The sequence below is a fragment of the Mycoplasma wenyonii str. Massachusetts genome (genome assembly GCF_000277795.1).
Classification (GTDB): Bacteria; Bacillota_I; Bacilli_A; order Mycoplasmatales; family Mycoplasmoidaceae; genus Eperythrozoon_A; species Eperythrozoon_A wenyonii.
On the sequence record NC_018149.1, the window covers coordinates 19021 to 38117 of the forward strand.

Below are 19097 nucleotides of genomic sequence, written 5' to 3' on the forward strand. Positions count from 1 at the left end.
TTGGTGCCGAATACAGGATTCTAACCCATCTCAATCGATTACAAGTCGACCGCTTTTACCACTAAGCTAATCCGGCTTTGGTGGGTTGTAAGGGATTCGAACCCCTGACCTACTGCTTGTAAGGCAGTTGCTCTCCCACTGAGCTAACAACCCTTTGGCGATCTGTATGGGATTCAAACCCATGCATGCATGCGTGAAAGGCATGTGTGTTAATCACTTCACCAACAGACCTTAAATTGGCGGCCACAGCAGGGATCGAACCTGCGACCAAACGGTTAACAGCCGTTTGCTCTACCACTGAGCTATATGGCCTTTAAGAGTTCACAATGCAATACCATTTGGCCTCCAAAGAGACCATATGAGTCTCAGTTTGATTGTAAATTCTATTTGAATACAATTTTCAGATAATTTGGGATGTCTTCCTTTAATCTGAACTATCCGAATCCCTATCCAATCGCATTAGAAGACCCAAGAAAGCTCTCTTTTAAGACTATAGGTTGATTGTCTTTTCAGAGAGTTTGATCTCTTAAGAATCAAAAGATAAAAATTGCTTTAGTACTTTTTTTAGGTTTTTGTTCTGGTTGTCTTAATTTCTTCTTTGTTGAAAAAGTAGCTATATATAATCCTGGATTACTTGCTGTTTGACAGGCTATAGGTAGATGTGTTAAGGGAGTTACTGGGAATGGACAAGAAAACAATGGCCCAGAACACATCAAAATCATTTACTTAATTCTTTTCTGGGTCTTTAACTCAATCATTAACTTGTTTTTCGCTTTAAGTGTTTACAAGGTTGTGGGGAAGGAGATGACTGGATTAAGTGTGTTATTTATGGTTGTTTCTTCTCTTACGGGGGTTGGGTTGGCGAAGTTACCTGGCGGTGCAGGTTTGGAGAAGTTTTATTTATTTTCCGACCCATTCAATGGTGGTCAAGAAACAACACAAAAAGCTATCAAATTCTTAACTTGAGAAGAGGCAACTAAAACAGAAGTCGCTAAATCTACAGTTACCAATGGAATCATTCTCTTATTTATATATGCAATAGTGTTTGCTATTCTTAACTCTCTAATTACTTCTTTGTTGTATGCACTAGGAGGTTGTGGGGGTGGAGTTGACTGAATTATCTTCTACCTATTTAGATCTAAGTCTTATCTATCTAATAAGTTGATCTTTTACACTAGCTTAGCCTTTCTGACCTTTGCCTATATAACAGGTAGCTATATTCCTTGAGCGGTAAAGGGGAATGGGGCAGGAGGAGGAGCTAATGGAGCAACAAAACTAATCTCTAATTTTTTCTCTCCACTTTTCTTTGCATTATTAATCTCTTTGTTTACTAGAAGATTTATATTCAATGTTTTCTATCCTAGATTCAAGTTCATTAATGTAAAGATCTTTACTAATAAGTTCTTAGAAATAAGAAATGAACTAATAGAAAAGAAGTTTCCACATAGCTTTACAATAGTTCCTTCTTTTGGAAGCTATAGTCTTAGATCTCAATCTCAACTAGAGTTCATTTGTTTATTAATAGAGCTACAAGAATTAACCAAGGTGGCGAGACAAATAGATAAAAATTGTTTTATCTGCTCTATACCTATTAGATCTTTGAATGCGAGAATAAAGATCTAATGTATAAAGCTAGTAGCTATATAAATGGAGAGCCTGTATCTTTAAGACTTCCAGAAGAGAAACTCTATTCTCCAGTAACAGGAGAGTGTATAGGAACAATACCTGTATTAAGTGAAGAACATAAGAGATTAATATTTGAGACTGCTGAACAAGCTTTTGAGAAGTGAAAACAACTAGATTACAAAACCAGAGAGCAATATATCTTTTTATTTGCCTCAAAGATCAAGATAAGTTCTAGATTATTAGTTCACCTAATAAGAATAGAGACTGGAAAGTCTGAGAAGGAAGCTCAAGAAGAGATAGATAGAAGTATTGAATACATTACTGACACTGTACATGCCTTTGATAGATTAATGCAGAATCCTAAGTGCTTTAACTCTGAGAGATATCCCTTAATGTCTGATGAGCTAGAAGGAATATTTTATAGAGTACCTTTAGGAGTGGCATTGGTAGTTACTCCATATAACTATCCTGTAAATACTGTAATTACTAAGATTGTTCCAGCAATCTTAATGGGCAATTCAGTAGTACTTAAATGTGCTATGTCTGGCTCTTTATGTGGATGACAGCTGGCAAAGATATTTAATGAGCTATCACTAGACAATAAGTACTTAATAACTCCAGGAGTATTGAATTACTACACTGGAAGAGGTTCTGATTTATCAAAGTACTTAATAGAACATAAGCCCAATATTGCCGCTCTTTCTGTAACCGGAGGGAGAGAGGCAGGAATAGAGCTTTCAAGAGCAGTACCTTATCCTCCAAAATCTTTAGAGTTAAGTGCTTTAAATGTGGCCTTGGTGCTTGAAGATTATGGTTCAGAAACCATTAAAGAAATCATTAAAGGCTCGTTTAACTTAAGCGGACAAAGATGTACCTCTATTCAATTAGTTTGTGTAGAGGAAGTGGCCACTGAACAATTCTTTGAGGATTTAGTTGCAGAGCTAGAGATAGTTAAAACCTCTCAGATGTCTTTGAATAGTCAAAAGGCCATTCAGAGAATAAAGGAAATGTATGAAGATTGTTTAAGTAGTGGAGCAGAACTATTAACTCCTGAGGTTAATTGAGAGCAATTAAAGGATAATATTGTGCCCAATATAGTCTTTAAGGGAGTTAGTTTTGAGAACTTACTAGCAAAAGAAGAAGCCTTTGGACCTATATTAGGTATTATTGTTGTTCAGGATATAGAAGGAACTATTCAAAAGGTAAATGAATTAGGTTATGGGCTGCAAGCTTCTATATTTTGTGAGAATATAGAGAGAGCTTCAGGACTAGCTCATCATTTTGATGTAAGTAGAATACACCTGAATATGGCTCCATCTAGAAGTCCTGATATATTACCTTTCCCTTCTGCAAGAAAGTCAGGTTATAGTGAACAAGGATTAGTTAACTCTCTTTATTTCTTTTCTAGATACAAAGGGATTGTGTGTAAGAAACAGTTAGAGAAATAAATACATAATTTGTAATCAAGAATTATTTTTAGCAAGATTAATAGGTGTTCAGAAAGTTTAAGTAAGGTCTTGGTTTTTAGTTTTCTTTTTTCTATCTTTGTATAGCTAGGGTCTCAGAGATATCAATTTCACTCATCTTTTAGAGGGATTTTCTTAGCAAAACCATCTTTTTCACTTTCACCTCTCGTTAAGTCTTCATCGGTATATTTGGAGTCTGTAGATATCCAATCATGTAGAACTACTGTACCTTGACCGAGCTCATTTGTGTTTTTCCTTCCCCTCTTAATAACTTTTCCATCTTTTTGTAGTCCAGTCCAAAGAGTTCTTCCGTTTGTGAATACGTTTTTGACTAAGACTCCTGGAGCAATAATTTCTTCTTCTTTTCTTCCACCCTTACCATCTGTCTTTTTCATCCCCACAGTTAATGCAATGCTCATTCCACCTTCAATATTTAATTCTTGGAATCCTAGTTGACTACCACTAGCTCCCTCTTTTAATTGACCAACTACTTCAATATCCCCTCTTTCCCTATAGAACTCTTTAAGGCAATTCCCAAAGACTATCTGTCCACCTAAAGATAATGTTCCATTTCTCTGATTTTTCGGTCAAAACAAACCACTGTCTCCAAACTTATCTCTCAACTTTTGCACATCACCACTTTTCTTCTTCAAGTCTCCTTCCATCACATCTTTTAGACATTTCTTATTACCATTAGGTTGCCCTTCTACAATACTTACTAACCCTTGAAACTTAACTTCTTTGTTGTTATCAGCCCCAATGAGAAGAAATTTCTTCTTGGTATAGCCACCTACAACTCCTTCTATTCCATTTTTGCCCACTAGATGACCTCTTTTACCTCCTTCTTGTGTCTTTAATCGAGTCTCAATTAAAGTCAGCTCTCCATCTTGAATTCCCTTCATATCAATCGTTTCATTCTGTATTGTTCTATCCCCTGAAGTAGCAGTCTCAGTACCACTTAATCTCGCAACATATCCATAGGAATAAGACATATCTCCAAGAGCAGAAGCGGAGCTTTGCTTCATTCGCCAACCATTAAATCAAGGACCAACTCTAGCCTCTTCTCATCATTTACCGGTAACCTTTCCAGTTGTTGAGACTATCCTAGCTAGCTCGGGATGGACGTTAGCGAATAGAACGGGGGAGAGTATGCTACCTAAAAAAATTAATCCTTTAAATACTCCGGGGGGGGCATTTGTAGCCCCTCGAAAAGTGTTTTTACACTATTGATCTAAAAAGGGCCTTTCTTGAAGCTGAATTAGAAGTGGTTTATTTAACTAGGCTGATGGTGTAGGGAAGAGAGAAATTTACATTTCAAGGTAATTTGTGACCATCTTTAGTCTTTAATGTTCCATCTTTTATCTCTGTATAGTAAGGATCTCAGAGATAGTATTGTCTGTTTCTGCTTAGAGGGATTGTGGAACCTTTTGACTCATTTGCCAGAGCATAAGGACTACTTTCACTATCTGTCATTCCCAGCTGTATTATGCTCTTGGAGCCATCATCAGCATCTTTTCACTTCCCCTTTAACACTCCTTTTGCGAACATCAAATCATGAACAACAACATAAGGTCTGTTATTACTCCCCTTTTGACCCGTGTAGAGGTTTTGATCCTTGTCTTTAACTCTTACTCTCATTGGGGCACTTCTTGATCATCTTGTTGGATTACTATTCAATTTTCCCGCACCAAAAGTAACACTCATTGTCCCAGAAGCATCTTTAATACCTAACACCCCAACCCGTACATTTTTATCATTTTTTAATTCAGCTTCAATAAAACCTGGCTTGTTCTCCCCTAGATAATATGCCTTGAAAAAGACATTATCGCAGAACCCCTTTTGTATTGCATTGTCTTTCTCTTCTTTTTGATTGCAATTTTGTTTAATTCCATTGTGTTTATTTTTCACCAAGCTAACTAAACCAGTCATTTCAACTTCATTACTAGTTCTATTAACACCCATTAGAAAGAATTTCTTAGGAGTTAAACCACCAAGATGTCGGTGTGGAGAGGACTTCTTTCTCGATTCACTATCTCCAGTAGTGCTGGTCTGCAGCGAACCTACTCTTTCTACTAATCTAATTTCTCAATCTGATAATGAAGTACTTCTTTTAGTTTTCTTGGAGAATTTAGTTTTTTCTGAATAATCTGTACCTTTAGCTCTAGCTATATAGCTATATGAATAACTTACTGGGTTTTTAAATCCACCACTCAATCATCAAGAATCAAAAACAGGAGTAATTACACCATCTTTTCAGTTAGTACCTTCAAATTTAGAAACAATTTCTATCTCTCTATCTAATTGCCCCCCCCCGAGTGTTAAGTGATTAGAACCAAAGAAAAAAGAGGGGCCGCCAAAACTACCTAAAGTAACTAATCCTTTACTTAAAGTTGGAACACTGATCAACTCTTAGAGAAGAGATCAGTTTATGGTAATTTCTAAGGATTTTAAGTGTGTATAGGTGAAGGAACACTAGATAAGAAGTGATAAGAGAGTTAAAAAGTAAACATTTAATTAATTGAGTTTCTACAAACTTTCCAATTTGTATGTTGAAAGGTAAATCTTTACCATCTTTGGTTTTTAGTTTTCCTTTTTCTATCTTTGTATAGCTAGGGTCTCAGAGATATCAGTGTCATTTTTCATTTAGAGGGATTTTCTTAGCAACTCCTTCCTTCGGATCTTCAGACCCCTCTTTTTTATATAGGTTTTGAGGGTTATCTTGTGAGCTTGTGGAGAATCAGTCGTGAATTACGATGTTACCTTGACCAGGCTCATTTTCTCTTCCACTTCCCTTCTTAATTACTTTTCCATTGCCCTGTAGTCCAGCCCAAAGAGTTCTTCCTTTTCCATTGCTGTAATCATGTTTAACTAAGACTCCTGGAGCAATAATCTCTTTCCCTCCTTCTTTCATTTTCATCCCCACAGTTAATGCAATACTCATTCCACCAGGAATTTCTAGCTTTTGGTATCCTAATTGTTTGTCACTTGTTCCTTCTTTTAATTGATCGACAACAACCATTTCACCCCCACGCTTATAGAACTCTTTATGGCAATTACCAAAGACTATCTGTCCACCTAAAGATAACCTTCCATTATTATTGTTCGGCCAAAACAAACCAGTCTCCCCAAACTTTTTTCTTAATTTGTCCACATCACTCTTATTGTTCTTCAACTGACCTTCTTTGACATCACTCAAACACTTTCAACTAACTCCTCGCGAACCATCAACAATAGTTACTAATCCTTGAAACTCAACTTGATTACTTTCATTTCCGACACCAATGAGAAGGAATTTCTTCTTGGTATAGCTGTTAAAAAAATTTTTTTCTTCTCGCCACTTTATTTTTCTTGAAAACTTAAAGAAGAAGTTAGGGTCTCAGAGATAGTATTTTCACTCATCTTTTAGAGAGATTTTCTTAGCAAAACCATCTTTTTCACTTTCACCTCTCGTTAAGTCTTCATCGGTATATTTAGTTTCTTTAGATTCTCAGTCGTGTAACATAACTACCCCTTGACCTCTATCTTGATTCCTACTATCACTCTTGCTTACCTTTCCATCGCCTTGCAGCCCGACCCATAAGTTTGTTCCACCCGCGAAGTCTCTTTTCACTAAAGCTCCGGGAGCAATAATAGTTTTGTAATTTCCTCTTTCTCCTTTTCGATATTGCATACCAACAGTTACAGCAATATCCATTCCACCTTTAATATTCAATTCTTGAAATCCAAGTTGTTCTCCGTCTTTTCCTTCTTTCAGTTGTTCGACTACCACAACATCTCCTCCTTTCTTAAAGAATTCTTTTGAGCAATTCCCGAAGACAATTTGACCATTTAAAGTTAATTTCTCACTCATATATCCTCCCTTTGGCCAAAACAAACCACTCTTTCCAAACTCTTTTCTTAACTTCTCCACATCACCGCTCTTCCCCTTCAAGTCTCCCTCCATCACATCCTTTAAACATTCTTTTGTACCATTTGGTTTTCCCTCTACAATACTTACTAATCCTTGGAACTTAACATCCTTATTCTTATCTGCCCCAATCAAGAAAAATTTCTTTCTAGTAAACCCTCCAACTATCCCTTCAATTCGCTTTCTATTGATTAATTGACCCCTCCTACCTTTATCTCAATCCTTACGTCTAGTCTCAATTAAAGTCAGCTCTCCATCTTGAATTTCTAAATTTTTAAATTTATTCGCGCCGACTAATTCGAGAAGAATAGCCGATATTAATTACTACAAGAGAAAAGTGAAGGTCTCAGAGATATCAGTGTCACTTTTCATTTAGAGAGATCTTTTTAGCAAAACCTTCCTTCGTGCCTTTAGAATTCTCATCTTTTCATAAGTCTCCATCTTTATAGCTAGAGTTTGTAGATATTCAATCATGTAGAACCACTGTACCTTGACCTTTATCTTGCTTTTTTGTGTCAGTTTTTATTACTTTTCCATCTCCTTGTAGTCCAGCCCAAAGAGTTCTTCCGTCAGTGAATTTGTTTTTAACCAAGATACCTGGTGCAATAATATCTTTTGGTTCTCCAGTTTGTTTCTTAATTCCAACACCTACGGCAATACTCATACCATCTGGTACTTTTATTTCTTGAAAACCAACTCTTGCCCCTTGCGCACCACTCTTTAACTCCTCAACAACTGTTATCTTGCTAGACCTTTCTCTCTTGTCTTTATAGAATTGGTCATTGCAATTTCCAAAAATGAATCTACCAGCCATAGATAAAGTCTTTTTCGGATCCTGAAACAAACCACTATCTCCAAACACTTCTTTCATACTTGCCATTACCTTATTTCCTGCTCCACTTTCCAAATCACTTTCCTTAACCTGTTGCAAACATTCTTGACTACTATTAGAATCCCCTTCCACAATACTTACTAATCCTTGAAACTCAATTTGTTGGTCCTCTCCAGTTCCGATTAGAATGAACTTTTTCTTTGTAAATCCACCAACTATTCCCTCTTTGTCCTTATGAGTAATTAGTTTTCCTTTACTATTTCCTCCTCACTTAGTTTCAATAAGAGTCAGCTCTCCATCTAATAATGTGCCAACTTCAGTTGTTTTATTTTCAACTGTTCTATTCTCATTTCTGGCAGTCTCACTTCCCTTTACTCTCGCAACATATCCATAGGAATAAGACATGGTTCCAATTGCCTTAGCAGCACCTTCTCTCATTCTTCATCCACTAAACCAAGGACCAACTCTAGCCTCTTCTCATCATCTACCGGTAACCTTTTCGGCCACCGAAGTGAATGAATTGAAGAGTTAGTTATTTCTTATATATAGATAGACAGGCCTTTTGTAGAGCGGTTATTGTTATCAAGATTTTTTAAAAAATGAAATTCTAAAAAAACTTAAAAAATTAGGGTTTTATTGCAATAACTAGCTTAGATGAGTGAGTATATTCGCGGTTCTTTAGTTTTAGTTAGATCTAATCTAGTGTTTTATTTAAGAAGTTTAGTTGTTACAAACTTTCCAATTTGTATGTTGAAAGGTAAATCTTTACCATCTTTGGTTTTTAATTTTCCTTTTTTTTTCTTTGTATAGCTAGGGTCTCAGAGATAGTATTTTCACTCATCTTTTAGAGAGATTTTCTTAGCAAAACCATCCTTTTCACTTTTACCTCTTGTTAAGTCTTCATTGGTATATTTAGTTTCTTTAGATTCTCAGTCGTGTAACATAACTACTTCTTGATCTCTATCTTGATTCCTACTATCACTTTTGCTTACCTATCTATCGCCTTGCAACCCGACCCATAAGTTTGTTCCACCCGCGAAGTCTCTTTTCACTAAAGTTCCGGGAGCAATAATAGTTTTGTAATCTCCTTTTTTTCTTTTTCGATATTGCATACCAACAGTTACAGCAATATCCATTCCACCTTTAATATTCAATTCTTGAAATCCAAGTTGTTTTCCGTCTTTTCCTCCATTCAGTTATTCGACTACCACAACATCTCCTCCTTTCTTAAAGAATTCTTTTGAGCAATTCCCGAAGACAATTTGACCATTTAAAGTTAATTTCTCATTTATATATCCTCCCTTTAGTCAAAACAAACCACTCTTTCCAAACTCTTTTCTTAACTTCTCCACATCACCGCCCTTCCCCTTTAAGTCTCCCTCCATCACATCCTTTAAACATCCTTTTGTACCATTTGGTTTTCCCTCTACAATACTTACTAATCCTTGGAACTTAACATCCTTATTCTTATCTGCCCCAATCAAGAAAAATTTCTTTCTAGTAAACCCTCCAACTATCCCTTCAATTCGCTTTCTATTGATTAATTGACCCCTCCTACCTTTATCTCAATCCTTACGTCTAGTCTCAATTAAAGTCAGCTCTCCATCTTGAATTCCTTTCATATCTGTTGTTTCATTTTGCATTGTTCTATCACCTTTAGTAGCGGTTTCAGTACCACTTAATCTCGCAACATATTCAAAGGAATAAGACATATCTCCAAGAGCTGAAGCGGAGCTTTGTTTCATTCTTCATCCATTAAATCAAGGACCAACTCTAGCCTCTTCCCATCATTTACCGGTAACCTTTCCAGTTGTTGAGACTATCCTAGCTAGCTCTGGATGGACGCTAGCGAATAGAGCAGGGGCGAGTATGCTACCTAAAAAAATTAATCCTTTAAATGCGCCGGGGGGGGGCATTTGTTAGTAGCTAAAAAATTAAGATATTACTTAATTTAAATTTTAAAGCTTTCGATAACAGCTAGATAAGCATGTTCTATTTAATATAAATTAATAAGCAAGGCATTAAAAAAGCCTTTTAATACAACCAATTTAGTTTAGGTATATAAATTACTAATTACTTCTTTGTCAAACACTACTTTTGAAGAAACAATAACCAAGTTACTAACTGATTTAGTCGAAACACAAAAGAAGCGGGCGGAAGAACTAGCAACCTTGAGGGAGCTTGTTCACCGAATGTACCATCTTCAATGAACGCACTGCGCCGGCAACAGCTGTCATAACACAATCCCATTAACAAATGTTCAATATGATTTCTCAACCTTCAAAGAATACGTCCCAGTCTCCTCTAAGAAGTAACCCTAATGACTCAACAAGCTAATAACTATGACAACAAAGCAATTCAGGTTCTTGACTGAAATGAACACATTAGAAAGAGACCTGGTATGTATATTGGAGACACAGGAATTGGAGGGTTACACCATTTAATCTGAGAAGCTCTAGATAACTCAGTAGACGAAGCTGTAGCAGGCTTCGCTAACACAATAAATGTAGTTATCGAAGATGATCACATAGTTTCAGTCGAAGACAACGGAAGAGGACTACCAACAGGAACTAATGAAAAAACAGGACTTTCTAATATAGTTACTATCTTTACTTACATCGGAGCAGGAGGTAAGTTTGATAACTCTAGTTACAAGATGTCAGGAGGACTACACGGAGTAGGGGTTAAGTGTGTTAATGCTTTATCCACCTTCCTAGAAGTAGAGGTAAAGAGGGAAGGAAGGTTCTATCAAACCAAATTCATTGAAGGGGGAAAGCTAGACTATGGACCAGAATCTAGCCCCCTAGAAGATATAACCCTTTCAGGAACTAAAGTAAGATGACAACCAGACTTTCAGATCTTTGAAGACTTAGAGTATGACCTTGAAATTATTAAAGATAGACTAGAAAGACTTTCTTATCTAAACAAAAACATCACCTTCAATCTTGAATATCAACCAACTCAAGAAAAAGTAACTTATCTATCAGAAGGAGGGCTACAAGACTGAGTAGAAAAGATTAATGCAGGACTACAAACCATTAATCCAATCAAAAATATGGAGATTGAAGAGACAGAAGTACTTAGAAAAACAAGAAATGAAGAAATAAAGAACTTACTAAAGCTTTCTTTCTCTTTTCAATATGTTTCAGAGAGAGAAGCTCCAGTAATCTATAGCTTCTGTAATAACATTCCTACTTCTTTAGGAGGTACTCACCTAGAAGCGGTAAGAGATGGAATACTTGAATGTATTAGAGAATATGCCTTTGAGCATAAGATGGTGAAGGACAAATATGAACTTAGAAAAGAGGATGTAACTAATGGCTTAACAGCCATTATTTCTCTTTACTACACAGATCCTGTCTACAAAGGTCAAACCAAAGAGACTCTTATCAACCAAGAAATAAAGAAAAAGATCAAAGAAGAAGTGGATAATTGATTTCATCTTTACTTCCAAGATGATGTGGAAGCAATGCAAGCCATTCTTACTCATGTGGAAGGTGAATACAAGAAGAGACTACAAAGAGAAAGAATTAACTCTTTAGATAAGGAAATTCAAAGAGAAAGCTTATTAGACTTTGCAGGTAAATTAGCAGACTGTACTATAAAGGATCCAGAGTTCTCAGAGCTTTATATAGTAGAGGGTGACTCCGCAGGAGGTTCTGCTAAGAGCGCTAGAAATAGAGAGTTTCAAGCTATCTTACCTATTAAAGGTAAGTTAGTCAATGTAGAGAAAAAAGCAGATGTAGAGAAGAATATGGAGGTAAGAAATCTAGTTACAGCAGTAGGTTGTTCTTTTGGTGAAAAATTTGATATCAAGAAACTAAAGTACAACAAGATAGTCTTAATGACTGACGCTGATGTAGACGGAGCACACATTAGAGTTTTACTTCTTACTTTCTTCCATAAATACATGACTCCTTTGATAGAGAATGGTCATGTTTACATAGCACAACCTCCACTGTACAGAGCATCCTCCAAAAAAGAAACCATTTACTTATTTGATGACAGGGAGAGAGAAAAGTTTGAACAAGAAAGAAATAAGTCTAAAGCTTTTGAAATCAATAGATTCAAAGGGTTAGGAGAGATGTCCCCTTCACAACTTTGAGAAACTACTATGGATCCTAAAACTAGAACTTTCCTACAAATCTCTAGAAGAGATGCAGTGGAAACGGATGTAGCAATTAAGAAGTTAATGAGCAACAATGTAAAACCAAGAAGAGAATTTATAGAAAAGAATTACTATAAAGCAACACTAGACGTTTAGTTGAGCGCAAAGCTTTCAAGCAATCTAGAAAAGCTCGTAGGAGCTTTAGCAGACTCTCAGGTAAAGGATCAAAACATAGTATCAGAAGCAGAGCAGTCATTCCTTGACTATTCTCTTTCTGTTATTACCTCCAGAGCTTTACCAGATCTAAGAGATGGACTTAAACCAGTACACAGAAGAATTCTTTACTCTGCCTATGAAGAAAAAATGTTCAGTGATACTAGATTCAGAAAGTCAGCTACCCTAGTTGGTGCTGTAATGGGGGGTTATCACCCCCACGGTGACAGCTCTATCTACGGTGCTTTAGTGAGATTAGCTCAAGACTTCAGCATGAGATATCCACTACTAGAAGGGCAAGGAAACTTTGGTTCTATTGATGGAGACTCTCCAGCGGCTATGCGTTACACGGAGGTCAAAATGAGCAAACTGGGTGAAAAGTTCCTAGAAGGAATCAAGGAAGATCCTGTTGATTTTGTACCTAACTATGATGGTTCCAAAGAAGAACCATCTATCTTACCTATTGTTGCACCCTCCATTCTTCTTAATGGAGGAGATGGTATTGCAGTTGGAATGGCCTCTAAGATTCCTTCTCACAATCTAAAGGAAGTATGTGAAATGGCAATAACTCTTTTGGATGAGCCAGAAGAACCTGAAGCAAAGATGTTAGAGATAATGAAGGGACCAGACTTTCCAACAGGAGGTTTAATACTCGGTTACAAAGGAGTTCAAAAATATCTATTAACAGGTAGAGGATCTTTCAGAATAAGAGCTAGAGCAATACTAGAAGAAGACAAACACCAGATTGTCTTTACTGAAATACCTTATGGAGTTAAGAAAAATAGGCTAATAAAGAGAATAGCTCAATTAGCTAGTGATGAAAAGAATCCTACTTTCTTAGTAATTCCTTTATTACAAAGATTTATCAAGAATATCAGAGATGAATCTAACTTAAAGGAGGGAATTAGATTAGTAATCGAGTGCAGACAAGGAGCTCCTCTAGAAACAATACTTAACAACCTATATAAGCACACACAACTGCAACAAGCTTATGCAGCTAACTTAACAGTATTAAGTGTCGGAGAAGAAGGTAAAAGAGTACCTAAAACTCTTGGAATTATTCCAATACTAAGGGAATATCTTGAATATCAACTAGAGATATTAGTTAGAAGAACTCAATTTAATCTAGAGAAGTTAAGAGCAAGAATTCACTTATTAGAAGGTAGAAAGATAATAGTTACAGACTTAAAAGAAGCAATAGATATTATCACTCAGGAAGAAGAGCCAGAAAAATTAATTAAAGAAAAGTATTCTCTTTCTGATATTCAGATCAAAGATATTTTTGATCTTCCACTGAGACAACTTAAGAGAATTGAGTTTCAAAAACTAGTAGATGAGTTAGAGGAAAAGATTCAATTCAGAATCCAACACGAAGAAAGATTAGCAAGTAGAGAGTTGCAAAACCAAGTAATTAAGGAACAATTAATGGAAATCATGAAAGAATATGTTGATGATCAAAGAAGATCTGAAATTGATTTCTCTAAGGGATTTTCATTATCAGAACTAGATCTAATTCCTAAGGAAACATTAGTAATTAGTGCTAGTCAAATGAATTACATTTCTGCATTACCTCTGGAAGGAATTAAGTTAAGAGACAGGGGAACTAAAGGGTTTGATGTAGGAAACTATCCAGCTAAAGACTTTGTTTCTGATCTATTAATTGCTTCTTCTCACGATGATCTCTTCTTATTTACCAACGTTGGAAAGGTATACAAGGTTAAGGGCTATGACATCAAGATCAGTAACTCTAATAAGTGAACCAATAAGCCATTAGCAATAAAAAACTTATTGGGATATAAAGACTCTTTATTCCAACCAGATGAAAAGGTTATTAAGATAATGGCCATTAAACCTGAAGACTATGAACAAGATTTATATCTACTTTTTGCAACCAAGAAAGGAAGAGTTAAGAAAACCAGATTAAGTAGTGAAAAAATAGAAAGACCAGATGGAAAGATAAGAATAAAAAATAACTTTACAACTGTTACAAGAAAGGGAAAGAGAGCTATCAAGCTAGACAGTGGCGATGAATTAAAGGGAGTTATAAAAATCAAAGATGACTCTGAGGTAATACTAGCTTCTTCAGATGCAAAGGTAGTTAGATTCAAGGCATCTACACTGAGAACCTATAGTAGAGACTCTAGAGGAGTCAAGGGAATTAATTTAGAAAGAATAGTGGAAGGACAAAAAGTGAAAGATGCAGTAGAGTTAATTTCTATCTCTTCAAGTCTTGAAGGAGATAAGTTACTAACTATTAGCAATGTAGGTAAAGGAAAGTTGAATATGTTAAGTGCCTTCACTCTAACTAGAAGAAATGCAAAGGGAAAAATAGCTTACAAAATTACCAAGCCTTCAGAAGTAGTTAAAAAGGGAAAGAAACAAAAAGAACCAGTCAAATTTGTTGCCTGTGTTGCTGTATGGGGAAATGAAGAAATAGCCTTAATGACTCAAAAGAATCACATGAACAGATTTAAGGTATCAAAAATATCAACTCTTGAGGGAAGAAATACAGTAGGAGTTAAGTTAATTGATATTGATGAAAGTGATAAGAAAGATAGAGTTATTTACTTCGCAAAACACATTCCTCTAGAAGAAAAACTAGAACAACCGGAAACTGAGGAAGCGGTAACAGAAGAAGAAACAGTTAGTAGTTAAGGTCTAAAATACAGTATTGCAGTCAATATTGTCTTTAATTCAATTTATGGATGCCACAACCATTGGCAGTGTTCTTGGTTCTGTAATCCCTTCTGTTATAGGATTTGCTGTTTATATTTGTAATTTCTACTTGAAGATAAAGCAAAAAGGCTGAAGAAACTTAAATGAACAAGATTGAAGAGAGTTAGGAGTACAGATAGAAAAGGAATTTAATTTAGTTAGTTCTGTATTGAAAATCGCTAAAGAACATCGTTGTTGCGAGCACTGTCAAAAAACTCAAGATAAGTTAGTACAGCAGGTAGAAGATGTTCAAGCTCAAATTACTAAAGCTAAAGATAACTTAATTACTAAAGCGAATACCAAAGTAGAAGAAAATCTAACTCCCCCTTCTAAAAAGTAGTTAATTTAAGTTTTCGTTCCAACACCCGTATAGCTTCATAAGTTGTTCAACACACATAAGTTAATGGCCGAGAATAACGAGAACATAAGTTACTATCAATTAACTAATAACTAAAGATGTTGTAGGAAGTTTTATTTATCGGCTCATTCGTCAATTTCATCAAAAAGAAAGAAAGGGAAGGAAATTAATCAAACATCTCTATCAATCCCCTTTTCATCCTTATAAGTCTTAGGGGTTTTCTTTAGGTACACTCTACTCCCACCATAAAGCTCTAAAGCTTCTTTAGTAACTACTCCAGACTTCTTTTTATCCTCATCCGGATATCAAAATTCTTCAATTGATTCACTCTCTACCAATCTATTCTTGATTCAATTACCAATTATGGTTTCGTGTTTAAAAGTATTTAGTCACTTAACTTGTTTACCTCTACCCGAAAAACAAGCTTTACATCAAAACCCATTATCCGTAACTAAATAAAACCAATCTTTTTTGGAAGGTAAGTTATCTTCCCCTTCTATGGTTAATCTCACATCTCTCCAACTTTGTCTTTTACCAGTTTTTTCATTAATTGCTGGTTTACTGTAACAAGCATTTAATGGTGAAAAAGATAAATCTAAATTAGCATTGTTAGTAATTTCTTGTTTCGTTGGAACAACTAAAGGAATAGCAATAATTCTTAAAGCCTCAGATTGTTCCAATTGTTCTAATTCTTCAAGATTGATCATACGTTAGTAATTTTTTGTGTAAGTAATTTTATTTTTTGTAACCACTTCCCCATCGTTATCTATCTCTTTCGCAGAAATAGTATTTTTATATCTTTCTAGAAAAGTCATATTTCTCGAGAATCTATCTGATCTCAACTTCTCCATACGTTTTCGATAAAGTTTCAGAGAAGAGGGTTTGTGAATTAGTTCTGCCATTTCACATTGTGTTGGCATTATGTCCTTGTCTGCCGGAATCAAAAAACTTAAGTTAGGGGAACCTATTATTGCTGAAAAGAGATGGTCATTTTTATAAAAACAGTAAAGTTTCCCGTGATTAGGAAAATAATCTAACAGCCTTATTTCCCCTACCCCCATCCTCTGTCACTTTGTGTGAATTTTCATAACCAATTTGTACATTGCCTCTCCAAAACCAATAAAAAAGTACATCCCAAGAATTAAACAAATATTCTTAATATTTCCTTTTTTCACAAATTGGTTTATTTCTCCCAAAGAGTTGTAGCCGCAATATGCCACAAATATCTCTACTCTATCTGCTTTTTCCATTTCTTCTCAAAAACATTCATCAATTACCCTTTCCCCCTCTTCCGCAAACTCACTGTCAATATAAGTAACTAGAAAAGTACTTTCTTCTTCCACAGACGATAAATTTTGAGCCAAAAATTGTTATACATTTATTAGCTAAAAATGACAAAAAGGATGAATTTTTAAATTTTTTATTACTCGAAAACCTAGATAAAAGCCCTCTGTAGCGCCTAAAAAACAGTTAATCTAAACTCTCAACTCAACACTTTTGTAATCTCAAAAGTTTTTGAATAATTTGTTCATTATTTTTTTGTAACTCAAAGATAGGTTCGCAGAAGTTATTGAATTTATTTATTAATTCTTTGTTTTTTGGTATTTTGACTTTAAAAGCTTTAAATCTTCTCAGATCAAAAGCTTTAGTGGCTGTAGACATATTAATTAATCTATGGAGAGCTCAAATATTTTCTCTGATCAAGAAATAAATAAAAGTTATTGGAAGTTGCAGATTAGCCCCTTGACTCGAAAAAGCTAAAAAGTTACTATTAATTGTTAAATATTCAGAGCAAACATAGATTTTTCCTATTCTTTTGATACTTGCATTTTGTATGAAAATCAAATCATTCGGAGAAACTATTGAACAATTACCTTTTTTAAATCCTTCTGGAGTTAATTGTTCTCGAGTCTCAGAAATGAATTTAAAGTCTTGTTTTGTTACATCTCTTACTTGCAGAAAGGGAGTTCCACCTCCCTCACAGAAATAAAGCTTTTCTAAATATTTATTAGATCTAGGGGGTCTTTCTCCCCTAATAACCCTAAATAACTCCCCAAAGCTCTTTGTTTGATAATTAGCTAGATTATCGAACAATAAATGAAAATAAGCTGTCATTTGTCTTTCAAGTAATTCATTAATCTTTTTCTTAACTTCTATATATTTAGTTACTGTTTGATATTTACAAACAATGTTTTCCTGAAGTTTTAAGTGAGGAGTGTAAATGGGAATTTGAATAAATTTCTTTCATTCCAAGTCCCCTCTGCATCCTGTACCTGAAAAATACACCCCAGCCTTATCCATTTTTTCCGACTTAAACAATAGGTTTAAATATTCAGCTTTTAAATCTGGATTATTTATCTTGAAAACGTAGTATCTACCGGAGTGGCTTGTACAAATTGGTTTATTTCCCATATATAAAGCAACAGAGATTCTTTTATCTCTTCCTGTACTCATTCCACTCATAACAAAAAACCCCTTTTCAACTATTTGTAAAAGTCTTGGATCTACCTTCTTCCCCTTCTCTTTATTTATTAAGGTTTTGTTTATATCTACTCCTACTAAGGTATCAGTTATTAAATCTTTATTTGGCTTTCTTACTAGTTGTAGATAATCTTCTAATTTCCTCACCAAACCAATTTAAAATTTTCGGAATTTAATATCAAGCGCTCTTGATTAGTTTGTTTAAGGGATCAATTACTTTAAGTAAAGGATTAGCAGTTACTGGCAGTTTAGGGAGCATTTCTTCATTCTTTGGATTTAAAGGGGATTTAGAAAGAACATTTGAAGTAGTTTCAACAGCAAAAAACTTCTATAAATCACAAGATAGTACAAATTCAAAGAGGTTAAAAAGGGATTTAAGTAAGTAAGAAGAGACAGAGGCCGAACTAGAATGCTCGGCCCAAAACTTCTTTTATTTATTGTTGGGAGTGTTTCCGGTGCAACTGCCTTTTCCTCAACTTCCATTTTGTCTCTTAAAGACTGAGACCCTTCATACGTCTGAAGATTAAGCGCTAAAGACAAATTCTTTTTAACTTCTTGTTGGCGAATACCAAATCCAGAAAATTTATTGGACCAACATGGTAGTAGTGAAGGGTGATTTCACATAGATATGTGAGTTTATTTAACTCTTCTTGAAAAAGGACAAGCAATAACAAACAATACCAAACTTCAATTAAGGGCTGAAGGATATTTCATATCAGGTAAAGGGTCAACAGTTTATAGAAATAAACAATTTAGTGAATATAACTTGCAAGAAACATTATCAGCAACAGATGCAAGATTCAATTGAACAGAAGAAGAATCGGGAGTGGTAAAAAAAATTTCATTGATTACTGGGGCTCAGGACGTTCATAATCAAGATTTTGAATCTGTATTATGTAAAGAGTTGTTTAACATAGATAAGGCAGTATTTAATGAAAGAAACACAAACGCAGACATCAAATTAAACCAAGTTCAATTTACTTTAAGTGATTGCAAAGACAACAAATATAAAAATCTTTGAGGCTGTTCAATAACAATTAGTTCAGATGGTATTAATAAGAAATTAGATTGAGGAGATGGCTTTAAAAATCTGGTAGTAATTAAGTAATTAAGTTAATAAGTCTACTAGCTAGTCAGATAGTCTATTGGTCTGTTAGCTGTTATTGGTCTTTAACTCTTTAGTTGCGGGGTTCTTAATGTATCTTGTTTAATTGCTATTAATATACTTAGCTCTCTTTGCTCGCCCCCTAAACCTTCATATTCTTCAATTAGATAATTAACCCCCAAAAAAGCCACCTAACTCTCCATCTTTAAATTTCAAAATCTCTTTTATTGCCCCAGTTAAGGAGTAGAAGGAAAAGGGAGTCAGGAAAATTAATTGATATTCATTT

Annotated in this window: 18 protein-coding genes and 4 tRNA genes; 7 read left to right on the forward strand and 15 right to left on the reverse strand. The window is 35.0% G+C overall.

The features are described 5' to 3' along the window. Nucleotide 1: 1 nt before the first annotated feature. From WEN_RS00115 to WEN_RS00130, 4 genes are all read right to left on the reverse strand, one after another. A tRNA-Thr gene (locus WEN_RS00115) sits at nt 2–76 on the reverse strand. A 2-nt stretch (nt 77–78) separates the two neighbouring features. After that, nucleotides 79–153, reverse strand: a tRNA-Val gene (locus WEN_RS00120). A gap of 2 nt (nt 154–155) precedes the next feature. Continuing rightward, nucleotides 156–231, reverse strand: a tRNA-Glu gene (locus WEN_RS00125). Between the two features lie 6 nt (nt 232–237). Then, nucleotides 238–312, reverse strand: a tRNA-Asn gene (locus WEN_RS00130). A 102-nt stretch (nt 313–414) separates the two neighbouring features. Here WEN_RS00130 and WEN_RS00135 point away from each other — a divergent pair. Together WEN_RS00135 and WEN_RS00140 are read left to right on the forward strand one after the other, a co-directional pair. Further along, nucleotides 415–1623, forward strand: a complete 1209-nt coding sequence (locus tag WEN_RS00135) for a YitT family protein (protein WP_014849541.1) — start codon at nt 415–417, stop codon at nt 1621–1623. Next, nucleotides 1623–3074: an aldehyde dehydrogenase family protein gene (locus WEN_RS00140; RefSeq protein WP_014849542.1), complete on the forward strand. Its 1452-nt coding sequence runs from the start codon at nt 1623–1625 to the stop codon at nt 3072–3074. The genes WEN_RS00135 and WEN_RS00140 overlap by 1 nt, the downstream gene beginning before the upstream one ends. Here WEN_RS00140 and WEN_RS00145 read toward each other — a convergent pair. From WEN_RS00145 to WEN_RS03825, 7 genes are all read right to left on the reverse strand, one after another. Further along, nucleotides 3020–4117: a hypothetical protein gene (locus tag WEN_RS00145; protein WP_014849543.1), complete on the reverse strand. Its 1098-nt coding sequence runs from the start codon at nt 4115–4117 to the stop codon at nt 3020–3022. The genes WEN_RS00140 and WEN_RS00145 overlap by 55 nt on opposite strands. Before the next feature lie 244 nt (nt 4118–4361). Next, nucleotides 4362–5498, reverse strand: a complete 1137-nt coding sequence (locus WEN_RS00150) for a hypothetical protein (protein WP_014849544.1) — start codon at nt 5496–5498, stop codon at nt 4362–4364. Beyond that, the gene (locus tag WEN_RS00155) at nt 5473–7134 is read right to left on the reverse strand and encodes a hypothetical protein (RefSeq protein ID WP_014849545.1); all 1662 of its coding nucleotides are present in this window, start codon (nt 7132–7134) and stop codon (nt 5473–5475) included. The genes WEN_RS00150 and WEN_RS00155 overlap by 26 nt, the downstream gene beginning before the upstream one ends. 145 nt (nt 7135–7279) lie before the next feature. Next, on the reverse strand, nt 7280–8338 hold the full coding sequence (locus WEN_RS00160; protein WP_014849546.1) for a hypothetical protein: 1059 nt from the start codon (nt 8336–8338) through the stop codon (nt 7280–7282). Between the two features lie 200 nt (nt 8339–8538). Next, nucleotides 8539–8775: a hypothetical protein gene (locus WEN_RS03815; protein WP_014849547.1), complete on the reverse strand. Its 237-nt coding sequence runs from the start codon at nt 8773–8775 to the stop codon at nt 8539–8541. A gap of 48 nt (nt 8776–8823) precedes the next feature. Further along, on the reverse strand, nt 8824–8985 hold the full coding sequence (locus WEN_RS03820) for a hypothetical protein (RefSeq protein ID WP_238530698.1): 162 nt from the start codon (nt 8983–8985) through the stop codon (nt 8824–8826). A 42-nt stretch (nt 8986–9027) separates the two neighbouring features. Further along, entirely contained in the window at nt 9028–9747 is a 720-nt protein-coding gene (locus WEN_RS03825) for a hypothetical protein (RefSeq protein ID WP_014849548.1), read from the reverse strand. Between the two features lie 404 nt (nt 9748–10151). On the opposite strand from WEN_RS03825, the gene WEN_RS00175 reads away from it, so the two are divergent. The 3 genes from WEN_RS00175 to WEN_RS00185 are packed head-to-tail and all read left to right on the forward strand — an operon-like array spanning nt 10152 to nt 15207. Continuing rightward, nucleotides 10152–12095, forward strand: a complete 1944-nt coding sequence (locus WEN_RS00175; RefSeq protein ID WP_014849549.1) for a DNA gyrase/topoisomerase IV subunit B — start codon at nt 10152–10154, stop codon at nt 12093–12095. Next, complete coding sequence (locus tag WEN_RS00180) at nt 12096–14807, forward strand: DNA gyrase/topoisomerase IV subunit A (protein WP_014849550.1); 2712 nt, start codon at nt 12096–12098, stop codon at nt 14805–14807. It begins immediately after the preceding gene. A 46-nt stretch (nt 14808–14853) separates the two neighbouring features. Then, nucleotides 14854–15207, forward strand: a complete 354-nt coding sequence (locus WEN_RS00185; RefSeq protein WP_043911448.1) for a hypothetical protein — start codon at nt 14854–14856, stop codon at nt 15205–15207. 131 nt (nt 15208–15338) lie between these two features. Here the strand turns inward: WEN_RS00185 and WEN_RS00190 are convergent, their stop codons facing one another. From WEN_RS00190 to WEN_RS03800, 3 genes are all read right to left on the reverse strand, one after another. Then, nucleotides 15339–15932 (reverse strand): restriction endonuclease PLD domain-containing protein, encoded by a 594-nt coding sequence (locus tag WEN_RS00190; protein WP_043911219.1) that lies wholly within the window; start codon nt 15930–15932, stop codon nt 15339–15341. Nucleotides 15933–15935: 3 nt separating this feature from the next. Then, nucleotides 15936–16589 (reverse strand): restriction endonuclease PLD domain-containing protein, encoded by a 654-nt coding sequence (locus WEN_RS00195; RefSeq protein WP_148267974.1) that lies wholly within the window; start codon nt 16587–16589, stop codon nt 15936–15938. A 106-nt stretch (nt 16590–16695) separates the two neighbouring features. Then, nucleotides 16696–17853, reverse strand: coding sequence for a restriction endonuclease subunit S (locus tag WEN_RS03800; RefSeq protein ID WP_014849552.1), 1158 nt, complete (start codon nt 17851–17853; stop codon nt 16696–16698). A 50-nt stretch (nt 17854–17903) separates the two neighbouring features. Between WEN_RS03800 and WEN_RS00205 the strand changes: the two genes are divergently transcribed. Together WEN_RS00205 and WEN_RS00210 are read left to right on the forward strand one after the other, a co-directional pair. Continuing rightward, nucleotides 17904–18092: a hypothetical protein gene (locus tag WEN_RS00205; protein ID WP_014849553.1), complete on the forward strand. Its 189-nt coding sequence runs from the start codon at nt 17904–17906 to the stop codon at nt 18090–18092. A gap of 23 nt (nt 18093–18115) precedes the next feature. Further along, on the forward strand, nt 18116–18814 hold the full coding sequence (locus WEN_RS00210) for a hypothetical protein (protein WP_014849554.1): 699 nt from the start codon (nt 18116–18118) through the stop codon (nt 18812–18814). Nucleotides 18815–18876: 62 nt separating this feature from the next. Here WEN_RS00210 and WEN_RS03900 read toward each other — a convergent pair whose 3' ends face one another. Next, nucleotides 18877–19002, reverse strand: a complete 126-nt coding sequence (locus tag WEN_RS03900) for a hypothetical protein (protein ID WP_274506143.1) — start codon at nt 19000–19002, stop codon at nt 18877–18879. Nucleotides 19003–19097 lie beyond the last annotated feature (95 nt).